Source organism: Prevotella sp. C561, from assembly GCF_000224595.1.
GTDB lineage: Bacteria > Bacteroidota > Bacteroidia > Bacteroidales > Bacteroidaceae > Prevotella > Prevotella jejuni.
This window is the reverse complement of sequence record NZ_JH114141.1, coordinates 177,527-197,215: the sequence shown is the minus strand read 5'-3', so window position 1 is coordinate 197,215 and position 19,689 is coordinate 177,527. Positions and strand designations below refer to the sequence as shown.

Here is a 19,689-nt window from a genome sequence, read left to right as displayed (position 1 = left end):
ATTATATAAGGTGTAAGCAAAAAGTTTAAGTACTTTTGCGTCCTTGAAAAAATGTACAAGATTGATTATGCAAGAAAACTTGGTAATAGTAGAGAGTCCGGCCAAAGCTAAGACAATTGAGAAGTTTCTCGGTAAGGACTATAAGGTGATGTCGTCTTATGGACATATCCGTGACTTAAAGAAAAAGGAACTTAGCATTGATCTCGACACGTTAACTCCTGACTACGAAATCCCTGATGAGAAGAAGAAAGTGGTCAGTGAACTGAAGAAGAGTGCTAAAGCTGCTGAGAAGATTTGGCTGGCTTCCGATGAAGACCGCGAGGGAGAGGCTATCAGTTGGCACCTTTGCGAAGTATTGGGATTGGATGAGGATAAGACAAATCGTATTGTTTTTCATGAGATTACCAAGCCTGCTATATTAAAGGCTATCGAGACTCCGCGTCGTTTGGATATGAATCTTGTGAACGCACAACAGGCTCGCCGTGTGCTTGATCGCCTTGTTGGCTTCCGCCTTTCGCCTGTATTATGGCGCAAGGTTAAGCCTGCTTTGAGTGCAGGACGTGTTCAGAGTGTTGCTGTAAGACTGATAGTTGAACGCGAGCGTGAGATACAGAACTTTAATTCAGAGCCTTACTACCGTTTGAATGCAGTCTTTGCTGTTGAGGGTGAGGACGGCTCAAAGCATGAAGTGAAGGCTGAATTGAATAAAAGATTCAAGTCTCATGATGAGGCTTTAGCGTTCCTTGAGTTGTGTAAGACATCGACTTTTAAGGTATCATCGATTGCGAAGAAGCCTTTGAAACGTACTCCTGCTCCTCCTTTTACTACCTCTACACTACAACAGGAAGCCGCAAGAAAACTCGGTTTCACCGTTAGTCAGACGATGATGGTAGCCCAACGACTATATGAGGCAGGACGTATCACTTATATGCGTACCGATAGTGTGAACCTCTCAACACTGGCTATTAACACCTGTAAAGAAGAGATTGAACGTCTCTATGGCGCAGACTATGGTAAAGTAAGGAAATATCAGACACATAGCAAAGGTGCTCAGGAAGCGCACGAGGCTATTCGTCCTACTTATATCGATAATGTTTCTATTGATGGAACCAGTCAGGAAAAGCGCTTGTATGACCTTATCTGGAAGCGTACCATTGCCTCTCAGATGGCTGATGCACAGATAGAGAAGACTACTGTAAACATCTCGCTTGAATCAGAAGAAGGTCAGAGTACCACTGACTTACAGTTCGTTGCCAATGGAGAGATAGTTGCTTTTGAGGGTTTCTTAAAGGTATATCATGAGTCAACTGACGATGAAGAGAATAGCGAGGACTACTCTCATGCACTCCCTGTGATGCATGAAGGCGAAGCATTAGAGCGTCGTGAGATAACCTCAACAGAGCGTTACTCTCAAGGACCTAACCGTTATACAGAAGCAAGCCTTGTGCGTAAACTGGAAGAGCTCGGTATCGGGCGCCCATCTACATACGCTCCAACCATCTCGACCATACAGCAACGTGAATACGTGCAGAAGGGCGATCGCAAGGGTGAAGAGCGTAAGTATGCTGTTGACTCATTGTTGGGCTTGAAGATAACGTCCAAGACTAAGAAGGAGATGGCTGGTGCTGATAAGGGTAAGTTAATCCCAACCGACATCGGTATTGTGGTCAATGACTTCCTTATGGAGAATTTCCCTGAGATCATGGACTATAACTTTACGGCTAAAGTAGAGCTGGAATTCGATAAGATAGCAGAGGGGAAAGCAGAGTGGAATAAGGAGATGAAGACCTTCTATCAAGGCTTTGAGCCAGAGGTGGAGAAGGTTATGAATGCTCGCTCTGAGCATAAGGCTGGTGAAAGAGAACTGGGTGTTGACCCTAAGTCAGGCAAGCCTGTGTTTGTTAAGATTGGTCGTTTCGGACCTGTGGTACAGATAGGTAGTGCTGATGATGATGACAAACCACGTTTCTCTCAACTCCCTTCTGATAAGAGTATGGAGACGATTACACTTGATGAGGCTTTGGAGTTGTTTAAGTTACCACGTAACCTTGGTCAGTTTGAAGGGACAGATGTCGTGATTGGTGCTGGTCGTTTTGGACCATACGTACTGCATGATAAGAAATACACCTCGCTTCCTAAGGAGGAAGACCCACTCACGATTAGTCTCGATGCTGCTATCAACCTTATTCAAAAGAAACGTCTGCAGGATGCACAACGTCACTTAAAGACTTTCGAGGAAGATGCTAAGATGGAGGTGATGAATGGTCGCTACGGTCCTTATATTGCGTATGATGGTAAGAACTATCGTATGCCTAAGGCGCTTCATGATAAGGCTGCAGAACTTACATACGACCAGTGTATGGACATCGTAAGGAATGCGCCGGAGCCTAAACGTAAGAAGTAAAGGGCTTTATGCTCACCAATTAGAGAAAGGAGGGTGTCCACCTTGTGGCTTAATCATCGTTAACTATAAGGTGGATAATAGATAAAACGTGAGTATGACAGCACATACAAAGGATTACAAGCCACTCCGCATTATCCTAATAGGATATATGGGAGCTGGGAAGACGACCGTTGGTAGGGCTTTATCAAAGGAATTGAATATACCTTTCTACGACTTAGATTGGTATATCTCTAACCGTATGCGCAAGACGGTAAAGCAGCTCTTTGATGAGAAGGGCGAGGATGGCTTTCGTCTTATTGAGCGGGCTATGCTCCACGAAGTGGCCGAGTTTGAGAATGTTATCATCTCTTGTGGCGGTGGAACTCCTTGTTTCTTTGATAATATGGAATATATGAACGAACAGGGCGAAACCGTCTATTTGAGGGCGGAGACAGATGTTCTTCATAAGCACCTGCTGATGGGAAAGTCTGTCCGACCGCTTCTGCTCAATAAAACAGAGGATGAAGTCAACCAGTTTATCGCTGAGCATCTGGCCGAGCGGGAGGTTTTCTACACAAAAGCAAAGCATATCCTTGACGTGAGTCTGATGGATAGTTACGATAAGATACACGTCTCGGTTAGTCAGCTTTGTAAGCTTCTAAAGTTGGAAAATGCTGATAATCAGTAGTAGGATGGCTGATACTCATTAATAAAACGTAAGTTTTTCAAGACAAGCAATTGATTAAATCAAGATTACATATAGGGATAGAAGAATAAAAATGAAAAAGTGGACGATTGAAGATTCTCAAGAGTTGTACAACATCTCAGGGTGGGGTACATCTTACTTTGGTATTAACGACGCAGGTGATGTGTACGTAACACCTTGTAAGGACAATACACAAATTGACTTACGTGACGTTATGGACGAGCTTGCCCTGCGTGATGTGACACCTCCAGTGTTGCTTCGTTTCCCCGACATCCTCGATAATCGTATCGAGAAAACATCCTCTTGTTTTGAGAAGGCAAGGAAGGAATACGATTTCAAAGGCGAGAACTTCATCATCTATCCTATCAAGGTCAACCAGATGCAACCTGTGGTTGAGGAGATTATCTCCCACGGACGTAAGTTCAACTTGGGTTTGGAAGCTGGTTCTAAGCCTGAGTTACATGCGGTGATAGCCGTACAGTGCCAGAGTGACTCGCTCATTGTCTGCAATGGATATAAGGACCAGAGCTATATCGAATTAGCCTTGTTGGCCCAAAAGATGGGTAAGCGTATCTTTATTGTAGTGGAGAAACTGAACGAGATAGAGCTTATCGCACGTGCAGCAAAGAAGCTGAACGTTAAGCCAAACCTTGGTATTCGTATCAAACTGGCGTCCAGTGGCTCTGGTAAATGGGCTGATAGTGGTGGCGACGCATCTAAGTTCGGCCTTACTTCCTCTGAACTTCTGCAGGCGTTAGAGACGCTTGATAGTAAGGGGTTGCACGATTGTTTGCATCTTATCCACTTCCATATTGGTTCACAAATAACGAAGATTCGTCGTATTCAGACGGCCCTTAATGAGGCAGCACAGTATTATGTGAATCTTAGAAAGATGGGATATAACGTTGACTTCGTTGACTGTGGCGGTGGTTTAGGCGTCGACTACGATGGCACTCGTTCTGCAAGTAGTGAGAGCTCTGTCAACTATAGTATTCAAGAGTACGTCAACGACTGTGTCTACACCTTTGTGGATGCAGCCAATAAGAACAATATTCCACATCCAAATATTATCACTGAGAGTGGTAGAAGTCTTTCTGCTCACCATTCTGTCCTCGTGATTGACGTCCTTGAGACGGCTTCTCTGCCAGAGATGTCAGAGGATTTTGAGGCCAAGGATACCGACCATCAGTTGGTGAAAGACCTCTATGATATATGGGATAACCTTGATTCTCGTAATATGTTGGAGGATTGGCACGATGCCGAACAGATACGTGAGGAGGCGTTAGAGTTGTTCTCTCACGGCTTGGTCGACCTCAAGACGCGTGCAGAGATTGAAGCGATGTATTGGAGCGTATGCCATGAAATCAACAATCTGGCAAAGAATATGAAGCATGTACCAGACGAGTTGCGTAATATGGATAAGCTTCTTGCCGACAAATACTTCTGTAACTTTTCGCTCTTCCAGTCTCTTCCAGATAGCTGGGCGATTGACCAACTCTTCCCAGTAATGCCTATCCAACGACTGAATGAGCGTCCTTCGCGCAATGCAACATTACAGGATATCACCTGTGATAGCGATGGTAAGATTTCAAACTTCGTCGCTATGGGGCGTAGCAGTCATGTTCTTCCTATCCACCCCTTAAAGAAGAACGAGTCTTATTACCTCGGTGTCTTCCTCGTTGGAGCCTATCAAGAGATATTAGGCGACATGCATAATCTCTTTGGAGATACTAATGCAGTGCATGTTTCAGTAAAGGATGGCAGCTATCATATCGATCAGATCTTCGATGGAGAGACGGTTGAAGAGGTATTGGAGTATGTTCAGTACAATCCTAAGAAGCTTGTTCGTCAACTTGAAATATGGGTGACAAAGAGCGTAAAGCAAGGTAAGATATCACTTGAAGAGGGTAAAGAGTTCTTGAGCAACTATCGCAGTGGACTCTACGGCTACACCTATTTGGAGTAGAAACTTATTCCCCTTCTGTGTTAATAGTAGTCTGTTGATAGAGAAGGGGAATTTCTTTGATGGGGTGTAAGGTATGTCCTGCAAACTAAGGTCACATGAGAAGCGGTAGAGAATATGCCTAATATATCCCCAAGTCACGGATAGAGATAGTATAAACGAGCTTGTTTTTATTAGTCATTCAGTAGTTCCATTATATAGTAAAACTCCTTTTTTCCGAAATAGAAAACCTCTCCTTGCGAATTTATTTTCATGAAAAAAATATTTATTATCATGAAGAAAAATATTTTTTATCGTGAAAAAAAATATTTCTCCTCGTGAAGATAATTCGGAGTTGAGGAACTTCTTACAGAGTAAAAATCAAGTTCAATAGCTGTATAAAGCAGCGTAATGATAATAGTTAACATCTTAATGAAAGTTAAATAACGGCATTTTTGCCCCCAAGCATGTAACTTTCCCCCATAGTTAAACGTCATTTAAGCAGAGAGAAGATGAAGAAAGTCAGTTTCCGTAACGATGTGTTGCCGTTGAAGAACGAGCTTTTTCGACTTGCACTCCGTATCACGCTCAACAGAGCTGAGGCTGAGGACATCGTTCAGGACACACTGATAAAGGTTTGGAACCGCCGATTTGAGTGGGAGAACATCGAGTCCATCGAAGCATTCAGCCTCACTGTATGTCGGAATCTGTCGCTCGATCGCATCAAGAAAAAGGAGAACACGAATGATTCCTTAGAAGATGTGAAGATAGCGGAGCCTCTTTCCTCATCTAATCCACAAGACCGTATGATCGCAGAGGACAAGTTTAATCTTGTAAAACAGATTATCGATGGCCTTCCAGAGAAGCAACGAAGCTGCATACAGCTAAGAGATTTTGAAGGAAAGACGTACAAAGAGATTGCTGAAATACTCGAGATCGCTGAAGAACAAGTAAAGGTTAACATCTTCAGAGCACGCCAGACGGTCAAACAAAGGTATTTGAAATTAGATAATTATGGATTATAAGTACATCGAACAACTATTAGAACGTTACTGGAAATGTGAGACTTCGCTCCAAGAAGAGGAAATCTTGCGTATGTTCTTCTCCCAGGAGGACATCCCAGCTACGCTGCTACCTTATCGTGACCTGTTCGTTTATGAACAGAGCGAGAAGGAGATAGATGTCTTGGGCGATGACTTTGACCAAAGAGTCCTTGGACAAATACAGGAGGACGAACCAGTAAGAGCACGCGTGATAACCATGCGTCATCGGCTTATGCCACTCTTCAAGGCTGCTGCTGTGGTTGCTATCTTCCTCACGTTAGGCAATGCCATGCAGGTTGCTGTGTCTGATGAGGATGCTCATCAGGTAAAGACAAGTGGTGCGTCTATCGATAAACCGCAGGAAGGACTATCAGTTGCTAAGGCCGACTCAGTGCTGAGTGATACCCTTCAACATAAGATACAGCCCCCTGTGTCAACGATTACAAAGTAGACAATTTCTATGCTTTCTCTATATAAATAATCATTTTAAGTAAAACAACTCGAGGCTGAGAAGTCTCAATTCTCTCAAATTTTTCATAACATACTAACGTAGAAGAGCCGATACTCATTGCGAGTGTCGGCTCTTCTCTCTTTTGTTCTTGGTGCTTAAAGGGTAGGGCTTAGGCCTTTGAATACTTATCTTTTAATGTCTCTAAGGCATAAGCTCTGTACTGACAGACGCAAGCTAAGTTGGTAAAGTTCAGTGCCTAACGGCCTTATAACAATGGTCAAGGGTGAAAGGTAGCTTCTCAAAGTAGCATGATAAGACACTACTAAACAAAAAAACGCCGAGACTCTCAACGAGCTTCGGCGCTATCAGTATGTTTAACTAAGAAATCTTTTCTCAATGAAAGGGAACCTCACGGTTGCCTTTGTCATCCAGATTAATCGTTAAACTTTTACCTTAATAAAATAACTAAAAACCTAAATCTATTACTACTAACCTAAACAATCTATTAACCTTTTGACGATGCAAAGGTAGAAGGTTTTCGTCTTCTGTGCAACTGTTCGATGGTCTTTTATATTAAAAACAACCTTTTCTTGATTCATATCAACTCTTTGTGTGCGCAAACAATCAATATTTAGCTACTTTTCTTGGCTTTTTCTCGGTTTTCTTGTAACTTTGCTGCAAAGGAAAAGTTAATGAGAATTCTGATTGTAAATACCAGTGAGAAAACGGGTGGGGCTGCTGTTGCAGCCAACCGACTCAAAGATGCTCTGAATAACAACGGAGTTAAGGCAAAGATGTTAGTACGAGATAAACTGACAGATGACATCACTGTGGTCAGTCTTGGGCATGAATGGCATAACCAATGGAACTTGTTATGGGAGCGTTTCTGCGTATATTGGAACCTTAACTTCTCTCGGAACCATCTCTTTGAGATAGACTTAGCAAACACCGGAACGGACATTACGAAGCTACGTGAGTTTAAGGAGGCTGACATCATACACTTGTCTTGGATTAATCAGGGCATGCTCTCGCTGAAAGGTATCCGTAAGATTCTTGATAGTGGGAAGCCTGTCGTGTGGACAATGCATGATATTTGGCCCGCAACAGGCATTTGTCACATTACATTAAACTGTCTGCGCTATCAGTCAGCATGTGGTAATTGCCGCTTGTTACCCAATGGTGGCTCTACAAACGACCTATCTCATCGGGTCTTAGAACGTAAGAAGAGGATGCTTGAAGGTCGTAATGTCATGTTTGTTACATGTAGCAAGTGGCTTGAGAAAGAGGCACGCAAGAGTGCTATCCTCGCTGGTCAACAGGTGCGTTCTATCCCTAATCCCATTGATACACACGTTTTCCATCCAGCCGATAGCAAGCAGGCTCGTATCAAGACAGGGCTCCCCTTGAATAAGAAGATTATCCTTTTCGCCTCACAACGAGTAACGAATGTGAATAAGGGTATCTCTTTTCTTGTCGAAGCATGCCACCAATTGGCTACGAAATACCCAGAGATGGTGGACAACACTGCCGTGGCCATACTCGGAGGACATGCAGAGGATTTAAGAGAAGAGTTCGACTTCGAGGTCTGTGAGTTGGGTTATGTCAATGACACCCAACAGATAGTTGATGTCTATAATGCTTGTGATGTGTTTGTCTTACCATCCTTGTCAGAGAACCTCCCTAATACTATTATGGAGGCAATGGCATGTGGTGTACCTTCGATAGGGTTTAAGGTTGGAGGCATACCAGAGATGATAGACCATCGAGTGAATGGTTATGTCGCTGCAGAACGTAGTGCAGACGACCTCGCAAGGGGTATCCGTTGGATACTTGACGAGGCTGATTATGCAGCTCTTTCAGAGGCTTCAGTGGGGAAAGTTCTGCGTTGTTATTCGCAGAGAAGTGTAGCTATGCGATATCTTGAAGTATATAATGAGGCGCTTGCCTATAAGAATTTCCGATTATGATCACATTTTCTATAGTCACAATAACCTATAATGCGGCCTCTGTTCTGGCACCGACACTTGACAGCGTGCTCATGCAGAACTATCCACATGTGGAACATATCATCATTGATGGGGCGTCAACAGACGACACTGTTGCCATTGCTAAGGCTTATCAGCAGCGTTCTGATGAGGCTGAGAATGAGCATATAGTACGCATACAAAGCGAACCTGACGATGGACTCTACGACGCTATGAACAAGGGACTACAGCAGGCAACAGGCGATTATATTGTCTTTCTGAATGCTGGCGACCGTTTCCCAAAGGCTGACACATTAGACAAAGTGGTACTTGCTGCGGTTGTTGGCGATGGAGAGGAGCATCCCGCTGTCCTTTATGGTGATACTGACATTATTGATGAGAAGGGTAATTTCCTTTGTCATCGTAGGCTTAGTCCGTCCGAGAGGCTTACGTGGCGTTCGTTCCGTTATGGTATGTTGGTTTGCCATCAGGCGTTTTATGCTCGTTTGGATATAGCTCGCTCGTTACTCTTTGATACCAGTTATCGTTATTCAGCAGACGTTGATTGGTGCATCCGGGTCATGAAGGAGGGCGAACGTCAGCATCTCCTCTTGCGCAATATACATGCTGTAGTGGCCGATTATGTGCAGGAAGGGCAGACAACTCTTCATCATAAAGAGTCGCTTCGAGAGCGTTTTAATGTGATGTGTAAGCACTATGGCTTGATACAGACACTTTTCCTACATGCTTGGTTCGTAGTGCGAAGCATCATAAAGTAGGATAAACAGTGTGGCTTAAAGGCCCTTAATACGTCCTATTGATTGTTAAGGGATACAATTTCCATGCTGTTCCTTCGTTTTATACACAGATTGTATTTATTGAGAGGATAAGCCAAAGAAGGACTTTGAGCGTCCCTCTCAACGACTAAAACTTACGATTATGGAAAGAATTAGGATTAAGATGTTAGTTGCTCTGTTGTTTTTATGCCTCTCGGCAACGGCCCAGACAGAGTATAGTGGTATTGCTGGAGCCTCTCCAAGGTTGGTGAGAGCAGCGAAGCAGGCTGCTAATAAGCAGGCTAATCATAGTAGTAAGCCAGCTACTACGGCTACCGCTTCGAAGCCTAAGACGGCAAATGAGGGTAAAGTGAATAGTAAGAACGATAACTATGCACCGCAGTCTAATAACAATGAAGCTGGTGAAACAGAGGTGAAAGAGGGCTTTAAGACACTCTCACGTGGCGTGAGTAAGGTCTTTAAACGGGAAGCTAAGTCAGTAGGAGAAGTAACTCGTAGGATTGGCAATGGCAGTAAGAAGTTCTTTAAGAAGCTTGGTAAAGACATCTCAGACTCCTTTAAGCCAGACTCAACAACGACCAAGTAGTTGTCGTTTCATACTTTATAAAACGTGTTCCAAGGCTAAAATCATATATTATGGATAGTCTTGTAACACGTTTTTTTTATGTTTATACGGTATGATTAACAGCCCTTTGCGCATGTTAATCATGGTGTTCTCGACCCATAAAAACGTCCTTTACAATTCTTTTTTACCCTTCTTAGCAGTTGTTCGGAGGTTTCGGACAAGTCGTCCGGATGTTTTGTACACTTTGTCCGGACGCTTCGGACAAGTTGTCCGGAGGCCTCGGACACTTTGTCTGGAGGCTCCGGACAGATAGAGTAGAGCCTTCTGTCGACTGTAATCTATGGTAGGATTGGCTCGAAATCAGTTGTTATTAGAAAAGAGATCAGGCTCGAATAGAATGAAAAGAGCCTTATAAGTAATCTGTAAAGTTTTGTCATTAGTAAATAATTAGCTACCTTTGTTGTCCGAAACAAGATTATTATGAATACCATAGTACCCTTTAGTCATCCCATGTATATCATGCTTAAGCCTGCTGGTTCGCTTTGTAACCTGCGGTGTAAGTACTGTTATTACTTGGAGAAGAGTAAGCTATATGACGATAATAAGAACCATGTGATAACCGATGCATTGCTTGAGAAATTCATTAAAGAATACATCGAGGCACAGACAACACCACAAGTTCTCTTCACATGGCATGGTGGTGAGACCCTTATGCGGCCTATCTCTTTCTATCGTCGAGCCTTAGAACTGCAACGATATTACGCTCGTGGGCGTCAGATAGACAATAGTATTCAGACGAATGGCATACTCTTAAACGACGAGTGGTGCCGCTTCTTCAAGGAAAACAACTTCCTTGTCGGGGTCTCAATAGATGGTCCACAGGAGTTCCATGACGAGTATAGGCGTACAGCAACGGGCAAACCGTCCTTTAGACAAGTGATGAAAGGTATCGACTTATTAAATAAGTACGGTGTAGAATGGAATGCGCTTGCTGTTGTCAATGACTTTAATGCAGACTATCCGTTGGATTTCTATCACTTTTTCAAGGATATTGGTTGTCGTTATATACAGTTTACACCTATCGTAGAGCGTATTGTTAAGCGTACAGACGGGCTGACCTTAGCCCCTGGAATGCAGGAAGGAGGCGAGCTAACAGACTTCTCTGTAACGGCCGAACAATGGGGATCTTTCCTCTGTACCATCTTCGATGAGTGGGTACATCATGATGTTGGCGAATATTACATACAGCTCTTCGATGCCACTCTGGCTAATTGGGTTGGAGTCGCACCAGGTATCTGTACGATGGCAAAAGAGTGTGGTCATGCTGGTGTAATGGAGTATAATGGTGACGTCTACTCGTGCGATCACTTCGTTTACCCAGAATATAAACTTGGGAACTTGACGTCTAAAACCATCTATGAGATGATGAACAGCGACCGACAAAAGGAGTTCTCAAAGATGAAGTATAGGTTACTTCCGCAACAGTGTAGGGAGTGTAAGTATCAGTTTGCATGTCATGGAGAGTGCCCTAAGAACCGTTTTATACGTGATAAGTACGGCAACACGGGCCTTAACTACCTCTGTAAAGGGTATTATCAGTTCTTCGAGCATGTAGCACCTTACATGGACTTTATGAAAAACGAGCTTGAGAACCAACGTCCACCAGCTAATGTAATGAACCAAGTGTTCGGTAGGTAGCTTCTTACTGAGCTTATAAGAGATGAATGTTTGCTTACCTCTGTTTTTGCGTTAACGGTAAGTAAGATATATAAACAGCAACAGCTCCGATAGACAATGTCCATCGGAGCTGTTTGTATAAGGTATGGAGTGTTTACTTCGTAATCGATAGTAGTTGTCCTTCCGAGACTCTTGTAAATCTGCCTAAGCGGTTCTGACGACACAACTGTTCGATACTGATACCATGTTGTTTGGCTATTGTCTCTAACGTTTCACCGTTGAGAACCTTGTGATAGAATATCTTTCCGTTATCAGATGTAGGCTCTGTACGTGGTGTATAATTAGAGAAATCCGTGTTGTAAGTCCTCTCTTGGCGTGTACTATGGCTTTGGTAGCCTTTGCCTTGAATGTTCTCACGAGAATAGCCGAGGCTTGATGATGTACCACGAGCAGCCGTTGCACGTTCTGACTCTTGTGCCACTGTATTGCGATGGAATACGTAGTAGTCGCCTGTTACGTCCTGATTAGCAAAGTCAAAGAAGAGTGCTGGATTTAAGGCAACACCTGCCAAGCGTGTCTCAAAATGTAGGTGAGAACCTGTTGAACGACCTGTATTACCACCCAAGCCGATAGGTTGGCCTGCACGAACTGTCTGGTTAGGAGATACGATTTGCTTAGAAAGGTGACCATAAATGGTTTCAAGACCATTATTATGGCGTATAACAATATACTTACCATATCCGTTTCCATCGTATTTAACTACACGAACCTTACCAGAAAAGGCTGCGCGAATAGTATCACCAATATATACCTTGATATCTAATCCTTGGTGGCGACGACCCCAGCGGCGGCCGAAGTTACTTGTGATAACACGACTTGGAGTAGGCATGTGGAAGCCACGTAAGTCTATCTTATAGACATCAGGGAGGTTACCTCCACGATGTGCATAGTTGTTATTCCAATCGTTGTAGAGTTCTGATGATGGTTCTTCAATCTCTTCAGCTTCGCGAAGACGGTTGATGACCATTGTGTCTAATGCCTTTGCACGGCGGTCGATAGGTGCCTGACGGGCAAGTAGGTCTTGGGCGTTTGCTGAGTTTGCTGTCAAAGTTAAGAGTGTTGTTAGTGCGAAAGTCCTAACTATTTTCTTAAAAGTCATAATCAAGTTATTTTATTTCTATACTCGGATGCCTTGCGGCACGGGACAGATTTTCATATCCCTTTCTATCGGTAAAGTCATTGAAGGACCTTAACAAGAAGGTAACTTTTTACCGAAAGACTTCGCAAAGATAACGAAAAAATATAGAATAAATTGCAGTTTGCCCATTTTTTTAGCCTGTTTAACAAAGGAATACTACGTATTTTTGCCTGCACATGATTTATGTCAAGTCGCTAAAACAGGGCATTTGAGGCCTATTTGGGGGTGTTATTTTTTATGAAATAGCGGCCCAGTTAATATTAGACTTTCTTAACGCTTTGAGCCTCTCCCATAGTAGGTTATACTCTATCTTTTGGCAGGTTGGGTCGTCATCAATAATTTTCTGCGCTTCTTCTCTTGCCATTTGTACAATCTGACCATCACGAGCTATGTCGGCAATCTTGAGGTCGAAAGCGATACCACTTTGTTGTGTACCCTCCAAATCACCTGGTCCACGTAGCTTGAGATCGGCCTCTGCTATCTCAAACCCATCATTTGTATCACACATAATATCAATGCGTTTTCGTGTCTCCTTGGTGAGCTTGTGGTTTGTGACAAGTATGCAATAGCTTTGGTCGGCCCCACGACCAACGCGGCCACGCAACTGATGGAGCTGAGACAGGCCGAAACGCTGGGCATCAAGGATAACCATAACACTTGCATTGGGCACGTTTACACCTACTTCTATCACTGTTGTAGCAACGAGAATCTGCGTTTGTCCACTGACAAACTTCTGCATCTCCACCTCTTTCTCCTTGTCTTTCATCTTTCCATGAATCTTACTTAGCTCGAACTCTGGGAAGACGTTGCGCATAAACTCAAACCCATCTTCAAGGTTCTTGAGGTCCATTCGCTCGCTTTCTTTGATGAGTGGATAGACAATATAGACTTGTCGGCCCAGCTGTATCTGCTGTCTTATACCGCTATAGAGGCTTGCCATCTGGTCATCATACTTGTGGATCGTTTGTATAGGTTTACGTCCTGGTGGCAACTCGTCGATGATTGAGACGTCAAGGTCGCCATAGATGGTCATTGCAAGGGTACGGGGTATAGGCGTGGCAGTCATGACCAACACGTGAGGAGGGTTCTCGCTCTTGCTCCATAGCTTAGCTCGTTGCTCCACACCAAAGCGGTGTTGTTCGTCAACGACAGCCATTCCGAGGTGTTGGAATTGCACTTTATCCTCAATGATAGCGTGTGTCCCTACAATAATATTTATTGATCCGTCCAAGAGACCATCCAATACTTCCTTCCGCTTCTTACCCTTCACGATACCTGTCAGCAGTTCTATGCGGAGGTTCATGCCTTTAAGAAACTCCTTGATAGTCTGTAGGTGTTGCTCTGCCAGTATCTCCGTAGGGGCCATCATACATGCCTGATAACCGTTGTCAATGGCTATCAGCATGGACATCAGGGCAACGAGCGTCTTTCCAGAGCCTACATCACCTTGCAACAGACGGTTCATCTGTCGCCCACTTGCCATATCTGCGCGTATCTCATGCATCACTCTCTTCTGTGCACCAGTAAGTTCAAAGGGCAGGTTATGGGTGTAGAACCAATTAAACTGTGCTCCAATGCGATTGAAGATATAGCCTCGGTACTTGCGTCGATGGTCGCTGGCATAGCGGAGGATATTTAGTTGTACGTAGAAAAGCTCTTCGAACTTCAAGCGAACACGGGCACGCTGGGTGTCATCAACCGACTTTGGGTAATGAATCTTGCGCAGGGCAGCATCCCGAGAGATAAGATGTAGATGCGAGGTGATGAAGGGTGGGAGTGTCTCTTCTAATGGTTCTGTGAGCTTACTGATAAGCATCTTCGTCATTCTCTCTACTGCACGTGAGGTGATACCAGCCTTCTTCATCCTCTCTGTTGTGATGTAGAAAGGTTGTAAACCCATGTCGTTGAGTTGCAACTGACCCGCATCATCGATGTCAGGGTGCGTGAATTGGAACCTACCATTGAAGTAGTTAGGCTTCCCAAAGATGATGTACTCTTTGTTTATTTGATAGTTTTGATAGATATATTTCGTACCGTTAAACCACACAATATCAACTACTCCATGGCCATCAGTGACGTGTGCAACGATTCGTTTCTTGCGTTTCCCCATCTCAACCTCTTCGTAACTAAGGATCTTCCCTTTGATTTGTACGAATGGCATATCCTGTGAAAGCTCTGATATAAGATAAAGTTTTGTACGGTCAACATATTTGTATGGGAAGTATTCTAACAAATCTCTATAGGTATGAATACCAAGTTCTTTGCCCAGAATCTCCTTTCGGTGCGGTCCTACACCGGGTAAATACATTATGTCTTGCGATAGTATATCCATTCGTTTTACTCTGAATTGGGGTATTAGAATCCGTGTTTAGGATTCTTGATGTTTGTTTTTTCTATAGCAACCAACAATGGGTAAACTTGTTAATCGGCCTCTCTGCGGAGGGATAAAGTCTTCTCTTTGGGTAGCGAGATGAGTGAATAAAACCGTTGTTCAGTCCTGGTTTTTATATAGTCCTTTGCTTATTGCGAATTATTTTCATGACAAGAAATATTTTTTTTCACGACAAGAAATATTTTTTTTCATGATAATAATTTCTTTTTTTCATGAAGATAATTCGGCCGTAGAGCCTTTCACTCGTCTTACTCCCATATCCCTTGTCCTTTTATAATACTGTCTATCAGGATAAAACATCCTTCTTACGCCTCCACCCACTTGTCTTTTTCGTCCGTTAGTAGCCACTCTTCAATTTCTATCCGAGGTTATGAACATAGTATAACGCCTATAGCTCTAAAAGAACCTCAGCCACTTTCAAGTCGAACGGAGTAGTTATTTTAATATTCTCGCGATTGCCTTCCACCATTGTCACCACTTGTCCGAGTCGTTCAACAACGCTCGCATCATCGGTGAAATCGGTACTTTCTTCTTGTTCGTATGCTTTTTTGATAAGTTGGATATCAAAGACCTGTGGCGTTTGTACCGTCTTATAATCGCTACGCTGTACATTTCTTCCGCTAAGAGAGTCACCGATAAAACGCAAGGTGTCCGTAACGGGCAGCACTGGGATAACCGCTTTGGCTGTCTCAGCAGTATCGAAGCAGCGTGAGATGGTATCACAGGAGACGAAAGGACGCACTCCGTCGTGGATGGCAACAAGGCCAACAGCATCGGTAGGAATCATTGATATGCCGTTCTTACACGACTGAAAGCGACTTGCACCACCATCAGCTAACTGATAGTCCTCGTCGAAATGATACTGTTCGCACAACTCCTGCCAGTAAGCTTGTTGTGTTTTCGGTAGGACGAGGATAACCTTTAGGTCCTTGTCGTAGGCATGGAAGCGGCTAATGGTGTGCATGAGGACAGGCTTTCCACCCACAGGAAGAAACTGTTTAGGGATGTCTGCCCCCATTCGTAAGCCCTTTCCGCCAGCAACGATGATGGCATATTTTGACGTAATATGAGCCACTGTTCTACGCTATAAAATATGGTTTATGAATTAAGAAGACGGTCGTAAATCATACCCTTCTTTATCTCTTCCACCTTCTCAGCAGGTAGGAAATAGCTTAGAAGTTTATATCCGTAAGGGAAGGAAGCGGCAGGACCTGCGCCAGTTGTCACGTTTCCGTCCTCCTGAACAAGTGCTCCTGTGTACTCAGCGTCCTCACCTAAGTAGCTTTCCATACCTGGATAGATGGTTGCCTTCTTACCTTTTAACAAGCCAACAGATGCTAACACCAATGGAGCAGCACAGATAGCAGCAACGCGCTTACCCTTCTCAAACTGCTCTTTGAGGGCATTGCGTACGCCTTCGTGCTCGTTCAAGTTCTTTGAACCAGGCATACCGCCAGGCAACATCAGTAAGTCTGCATCCGAGAAGTCGGTTATGTTCTCAAAAAGGAGGTCGGCTTTAACGACAACACCATGTGATGATTCAACGAGATTACTGCCTGTCACGCTAACCATCTTAACCTCTATGCCTCCACGACGTAGGATGTCAACAGGCGCTAAAGCCTCTACTTCTTCGAAACCATTAGCCAGAAACTCATATACCTTAGCCATAATTATTTTGTTTTTAAGTAATAAATCCAATTAAAATCTTTACTTTTGCAAATGAATAGTGTCTGCAAATATACTAAATAATCATGGTATTGTGTGGCTTGTAAGACTAAAAGAATTAAAAAAGATACCGTTTTATGGCAGAAAGGAAACTTAGTTTTGCTGTCTTCGGCAATGCTTCCAAGGCTTTTGACTCGCATCAGATAACTGAAATCTTAGGTTATCTGGGGGCGCATGAGGCTGATGTATATATTGAACAGAACTTTTATAATAGCCTACAAAAAGAACTTAAGAAGTCGATTTCTATAGCGGGTGTATTCGAGGGGGTAAACTTTGATGTCGATTATGTCATCTCCTTAGGTGGCGATGGTACTTTTCTAAAGGCAGCAAGTAAGGTTGGTCCCAAGCAAATACCTATCATTGGCGTGAATATGGGACGGTTAGGTTTCCTCGCAAATGTTGCTCCAGAAGAAATTAAAGACGTACTTAATAATGTCTTTGAAGGAAGATATGAGATCGAGGAGCGTGCTGTTATCCAACTTGAAGCAGACGGGAAAGCTCTCGAGAACTGCCCTTTTGCCTTGAACGATATTGCAATTTTGAAACGTGATAATGCTGCGATGATATCGATAAAGGCAAGTGTTAATGGCGAATTTTTGGTAACTTATTTGGCAGACGGACTTGTTATCAGTACGCCAACAGGCTCAACAGCTTACTCATTGTCGGTTGGTGGTCCGATTATCGTACCTCAATCGGGTATTTTAAGTATGACTCCTGTAGCCCCACATAGTCTGAATATTCGTCCAATCGTTATCAGTGATGAGGCTGAGATAAAGTTGGAAGTACAGAGCCGAAGCCATAATTTCCTTGCAGCTGTGGACGGTCGGTCAGAGAAACTCAGCGAGGGTGTGACGCTGAAGATAAGGAAAGCGCCCCATAAGGTGCGTATCGTGAAGGTCTATGGGCAGCGTTTCTTCTCAACACTACGCGAGAAGTTGATGTGGGGAGCGGATACACGCCAGTTTTAGGAAGGCTGGTTGTTAGTGAGAAAAGGCGGTGAATGGCTTTTTAGTTAGGCTGGTTTTCTTAGCTATCCTAGTTTCCCTAGTTATCCTAGAGAGGCTAGTAAGGCTATTTATTCAAGGCTATCAATAAAATTAAAGATAAGAAACAATAATGCTAAACAAGATAAAGAAACTCTTTCAAATCCCTGAAACGCATTACACAAGTAAGCAGATATTCCGCTGGTTGTGGAATGCCTGGCGTGGTAATCGTAAGCAGGCTGTATTGAATGCAGTGATAGGTATTCTCAGCGTAGGCGTCTCCTTGGCTACTGTATGGGCTGTTCAGCATGCCATTGACGTGGCTTCTCATGCCAGAGAAGGCAGCATCTATGTGGCAGTGAGCATTATGGGGGCTTTAATACTATGTGATTTCGCATTGAATATAGCCTCTGTTTGGGTGAGAAACCTATTAGGTATCAAGGCACAGAACCGTATGCAACAGCGCATGCTCGACCGTATTCTACGCTCTGAGTGGCACGGAAAGGAGCGTCATCACAGTGGTGACGTGCTCAACCGACTGGAGATTGACGTTGCTAACGTGGTGAGCTTCCTCACAGAGACTATCCCTAATTCAATCTCAACATTGGCGATGTTCCTCGGAGCCTTCTTCTATCTGATGTCGATGGATTGGCGTCTTGCCATCATCATCGTTGTTATGATACCGCTGTTTGTTCTTATTAGTAAGGTCTATGTACGCCAGATGCGACGGTTGACACGCGAGGTTCGCGACTCAGACTCCAAGGTTCAGAGTGTCTTACAAGAAACTATTCAACACCGAATGCTCATCAAGACACTTGAAAGTGACGATATTATCGTTGGTAAGTTAGAGGGAACTCAACACGAGTTGCGCCGTAAGGTAGTGCGAAGAACGAAGTTTTCTGTATTCTCAAACCTCGTTTTGAACTTTGGTTTTGCCTTTGGTTATCTTGTTGCTTTTACGTGGGCAGCCCTCCGAATGTCGGCTCATTCGTTGACATTTGGCGGTATGACGGCCTTCTTACAATTAGTAAATAAAATCCAAAGTCCTGCTCGTCAGCTCACGAAACTGGTTCCTGCTTTCGTCTCAGTGTTCACCGCCTCAGAGCGACTCATGGAACTTGAAGAGAACCCATTAGAGCAACAAGGAGACCCTATAGAGGTTGTTGGCCCTTGTGGCATCCGTCTTCGTCAGGTTAGTTATCGGTATGATGATGGCGAACGGGAGATATTAAAGAATCTTGACTTCGATTTCTATCCAGGCTCTTGTACGGCTATTCTTGGCGAGACGGGGGCTGGTAAGACGACCCTTGTACGTATGCTCCTTGCTTTGTTGAAGCCTAATACAGGCTCTGTGGAGATTTACAATGACAAAGAGAGCAAGGAGTTGACACCATTAATGCGTACTAATTTCGTCTATGTCCCACAGGGTAACACGCTTCTTAGCGGTACTATCCGTGAGAACCTACTCCTTGGCAAGGTCGATGCAACGGAGGAAGAGATGATAGAAGTACTAAAGAAGAGTTGTGCTGACTTTGTCTTTCACCTCCCCTTGGGCCTCGACACCCTCTGTTCAGAGCAGGGAGGAGGACTCAGTGAAGGACAGGCACAACGCATCGCCATAGCCCGCTCGTTGTTACGCGACCGTAGTATCATGATATTCGATGAGGCTACATCGGCCTTAGACCCGCATACTGAGCGTGAACTCTTGGGTAATATCCTCTCTAATCATGATAAGACAGTGATATTCATCACCCACCGTCCGGCTGTAGTAGACTATTGTGACCAGACATTAACCATAGAAAAAATACAATAATGTACTTGCGTTATTCAAAATAAGGTCGTATATTTGCAACACTACTGAAA

At 43.8% G+C, this 19,689-nt stretch carries 15 protein-coding genes; 11 read left to right on the top strand and 4 right to left on the bottom strand.

What is annotated here, in order from left to right; genetic code table 11:
• Positions 1–67 precede the first annotated feature (67 nt).
• The 9 genes from topA (at position 68) to HMPREF0666_RS03620 (ending at position 11,549) form a co-directional block, all read left to right on the top strand.
• A complete protein-coding gene (gene topA, locus HMPREF0666_RS03660) occupies positions 68–2,404 on the top strand; it encodes a type I DNA topoisomerase (protein WP_009010972.1) in 2,337 nt (778 codons plus the stop codon).
• Between the two features lie 94 nt (positions 2,405–2,498).
• Complete coding sequence (locus HMPREF0666_RS03655) at positions 2,499–3,071, top strand: shikimate kinase (RefSeq protein WP_009010971.1); 573 nt, start codon at positions 2,499–2,501, stop codon at positions 3,069–3,071.
• A 91-nt stretch (positions 3,072–3,162) separates the two neighbouring features.
• Positions 3,163–5,055 carry a biosynthetic arginine decarboxylase gene (gene speA / locus HMPREF0666_RS03650; RefSeq protein ID WP_009010970.1) on the top strand — a complete coding sequence of 631 codons (1,893 nt, stop codon included), beginning with the start codon at positions 3,163–3,165 and terminating at the stop codon, positions 5,053–5,055.
• A 488-nt stretch (positions 5,056–5,543) separates the two neighbouring features.
• Positions 5,544–6,056: an RNA polymerase sigma factor gene (locus HMPREF0666_RS03645; protein ID WP_009010968.1), complete on the top strand. Its 513-nt coding sequence runs from the start codon at positions 5,544–5,546 to the stop codon at positions 6,054–6,056.
• Positions 6,046–6,525, top strand: coding sequence for a hypothetical protein (locus HMPREF0666_RS03640; RefSeq protein WP_009010967.1), 480 nt, complete (start codon positions 6,046–6,048; stop codon positions 6,523–6,525). The genes HMPREF0666_RS03645 and HMPREF0666_RS03640 overlap by 11 nt, the downstream gene beginning before the upstream one ends.
• A gap of 692 nt (positions 6,526–7,217) precedes the next feature.
• Positions 7,218–8,492: a glycosyltransferase family 4 protein gene (locus tag HMPREF0666_RS03635; RefSeq protein ID WP_009010966.1), complete on the top strand. Its 1,275-nt coding sequence runs from the start codon at positions 7,218–7,220 to the stop codon at positions 8,490–8,492.
• Entirely contained in the window at positions 8,489–9,268 is a 780-nt protein-coding gene (locus HMPREF0666_RS03630; protein ID WP_009010965.1) for a glycosyltransferase family 2 protein, read from the top strand. The genes HMPREF0666_RS03635 and HMPREF0666_RS03630 overlap by 4 nt, the downstream gene beginning before the upstream one ends.
• Positions 9,269–9,428: 160 nt before the next feature.
• Positions 9,429–9,872 (top strand): hypothetical protein, encoded by a 444-nt coding sequence (locus HMPREF0666_RS03625; RefSeq protein WP_009010964.1) that lies wholly within the window; start codon positions 9,429–9,431, stop codon positions 9,870–9,872.
• A 459-nt stretch (positions 9,873–10,331) separates the two neighbouring features.
• A complete protein-coding gene (locus HMPREF0666_RS03620; RefSeq protein ID WP_009010963.1) occupies positions 10,332–11,549 on the top strand; it encodes an anaerobic sulfatase-maturation protein in 1,218 nt (405 codons plus the stop codon).
• A gap of 133 nt (positions 11,550–11,682) precedes the next feature.
• Here HMPREF0666_RS03620 and HMPREF0666_RS03615 read toward each other — a convergent pair whose 3' ends face one another.
• From HMPREF0666_RS03615 to HMPREF0666_RS03600, 4 genes are all read right to left on the bottom strand, one after another.
• Complete coding sequence (locus HMPREF0666_RS03615) at positions 11,683–12,687, bottom strand: M23 family metallopeptidase (protein WP_009010962.1); 1,005 nt, start codon at positions 12,685–12,687, stop codon at positions 11,683–11,685.
• A 274-nt stretch (positions 12,688–12,961) separates the two neighbouring features.
• Positions 12,962–15,058: an ATP-dependent DNA helicase RecG gene (recG, locus tag HMPREF0666_RS03610; RefSeq protein WP_009010961.1), complete on the bottom strand. Its 2,097-nt coding sequence runs from the start codon at positions 15,056–15,058 to the stop codon at positions 12,962–12,964.
• Positions 15,059–15,506: 448 nt separating this feature from the next.
• Positions 15,507–16,193 carry a 2-C-methyl-D-erythritol 4-phosphate cytidylyltransferase gene (locus tag HMPREF0666_RS03605; protein ID WP_009010960.1) on the bottom strand — a complete coding sequence of 229 codons (687 nt, stop codon included), beginning with the start codon at positions 16,191–16,193 and terminating at the stop codon, positions 15,507–15,509.
• A 23-nt stretch (positions 16,194–16,216) separates the two neighbouring features.
• Positions 16,217–16,786: a DJ-1 family glyoxalase III gene (locus tag HMPREF0666_RS03600; RefSeq protein WP_009010959.1), complete on the bottom strand. Its 570-nt coding sequence runs from the start codon at positions 16,784–16,786 to the stop codon at positions 16,217–16,219.
• 134 nt (positions 16,787–16,920) lie between these two features.
• On the opposite strand from HMPREF0666_RS03600, the gene HMPREF0666_RS03595 reads away from it, so the two are divergent.
• Positions 16,921–17,811, top strand: a complete 891-nt coding sequence (locus HMPREF0666_RS03595; protein WP_009010958.1) for an NAD kinase — start codon at positions 16,921–16,923, stop codon at positions 17,809–17,811.
• A gap of 148 nt (positions 17,812–17,959) precedes the next feature.
• Positions 17,960–19,639, top strand: coding sequence for an ABC transporter ATP-binding protein (locus tag HMPREF0666_RS03590; RefSeq protein WP_009010957.1), 1,680 nt, complete (start codon positions 17,960–17,962; stop codon positions 19,637–19,639).
• Positions 19,640–19,689: the final 50 nt, after the last annotated feature.

Excerpts from the sequence above, each read along its gene's own strand:
- HMPREF0666_RS03595 (WP_009010958.1), top strand. The coding sequence starts at position 16,921 with ATGGCAGAAAGGAAACTTAGTTTTGCTGTCTTCGGCAATGCTTCCAAG.
- HMPREF0666_RS03640 (WP_009010967.1), top strand. The coding sequence starts at position 6,046 with ATGGATTATAAGTACATCGAACAACTATTAGAACGTTACTGGAAATGT.
- HMPREF0666_RS03590 (WP_009010957.1), top strand. The coding sequence starts at position 17,960 with ATGCTAAACAAGATAAAGAAACTCTTTCAAATCCCTGAAACGCATTAC.
- topA (WP_009010972.1), top strand. The coding sequence starts at position 68 with ATGCAAGAAAACTTGGTAATAGTAGAGAGTCCGGCCAAAGCTAAGACA.
- HMPREF0666_RS03620 (WP_009010963.1), top strand. The coding sequence starts at position 10,332 with ATGAATACCATAGTACCCTTTAGTCATCCCATGTATATCATGCTTAAG.
- HMPREF0666_RS03615 (WP_009010962.1), bottom strand. The coding sequence starts at position 12,687 with ATGACTTTTAAGAAAATAGTTAGGACTTTCGCACTAACAACACTCTTA.
- HMPREF0666_RS03655 (WP_009010971.1), top strand. The coding sequence starts at position 2,499 with ATGACAGCACATACAAAGGATTACAAGCCACTCCGCATTATCCTAATA.
- recG (WP_009010961.1), bottom strand. The coding sequence starts at position 15,058 with ATGGATATACTATCGCAAGACATAATGTATTTACCCGGTGTAGGACCG.
- HMPREF0666_RS03635 (WP_009010966.1), top strand. The coding sequence starts at position 7,218 with ATGAGAATTCTGATTGTAAATACCAGTGAGAAAACGGGTGGGGCTGCT.
- HMPREF0666_RS03630 (WP_009010965.1), top strand. The coding sequence starts at position 8,489 with ATGATCACATTTTCTATAGTCACAATAACCTATAATGCGGCCTCTGTT.
- speA (WP_009010970.1), top strand. The coding sequence starts at position 3,163 with ATGAAAAAGTGGACGATTGAAGATTCTCAAGAGTTGTACAACATCTCA.
- HMPREF0666_RS03600 (WP_009010959.1), bottom strand. The coding sequence starts at position 16,786 with ATGGCTAAGGTATATGAGTTTCTGGCTAATGGTTTCGAAGAAGTAGAG.
- HMPREF0666_RS03645 (WP_009010968.1), top strand. The coding sequence starts at position 5,544 with ATGAAGAAAGTCAGTTTCCGTAACGATGTGTTGCCGTTGAAGAACGAG.
- HMPREF0666_RS03625 (WP_009010964.1), top strand. The coding sequence starts at position 9,429 with ATGGAAAGAATTAGGATTAAGATGTTAGTTGCTCTGTTGTTTTTATGC.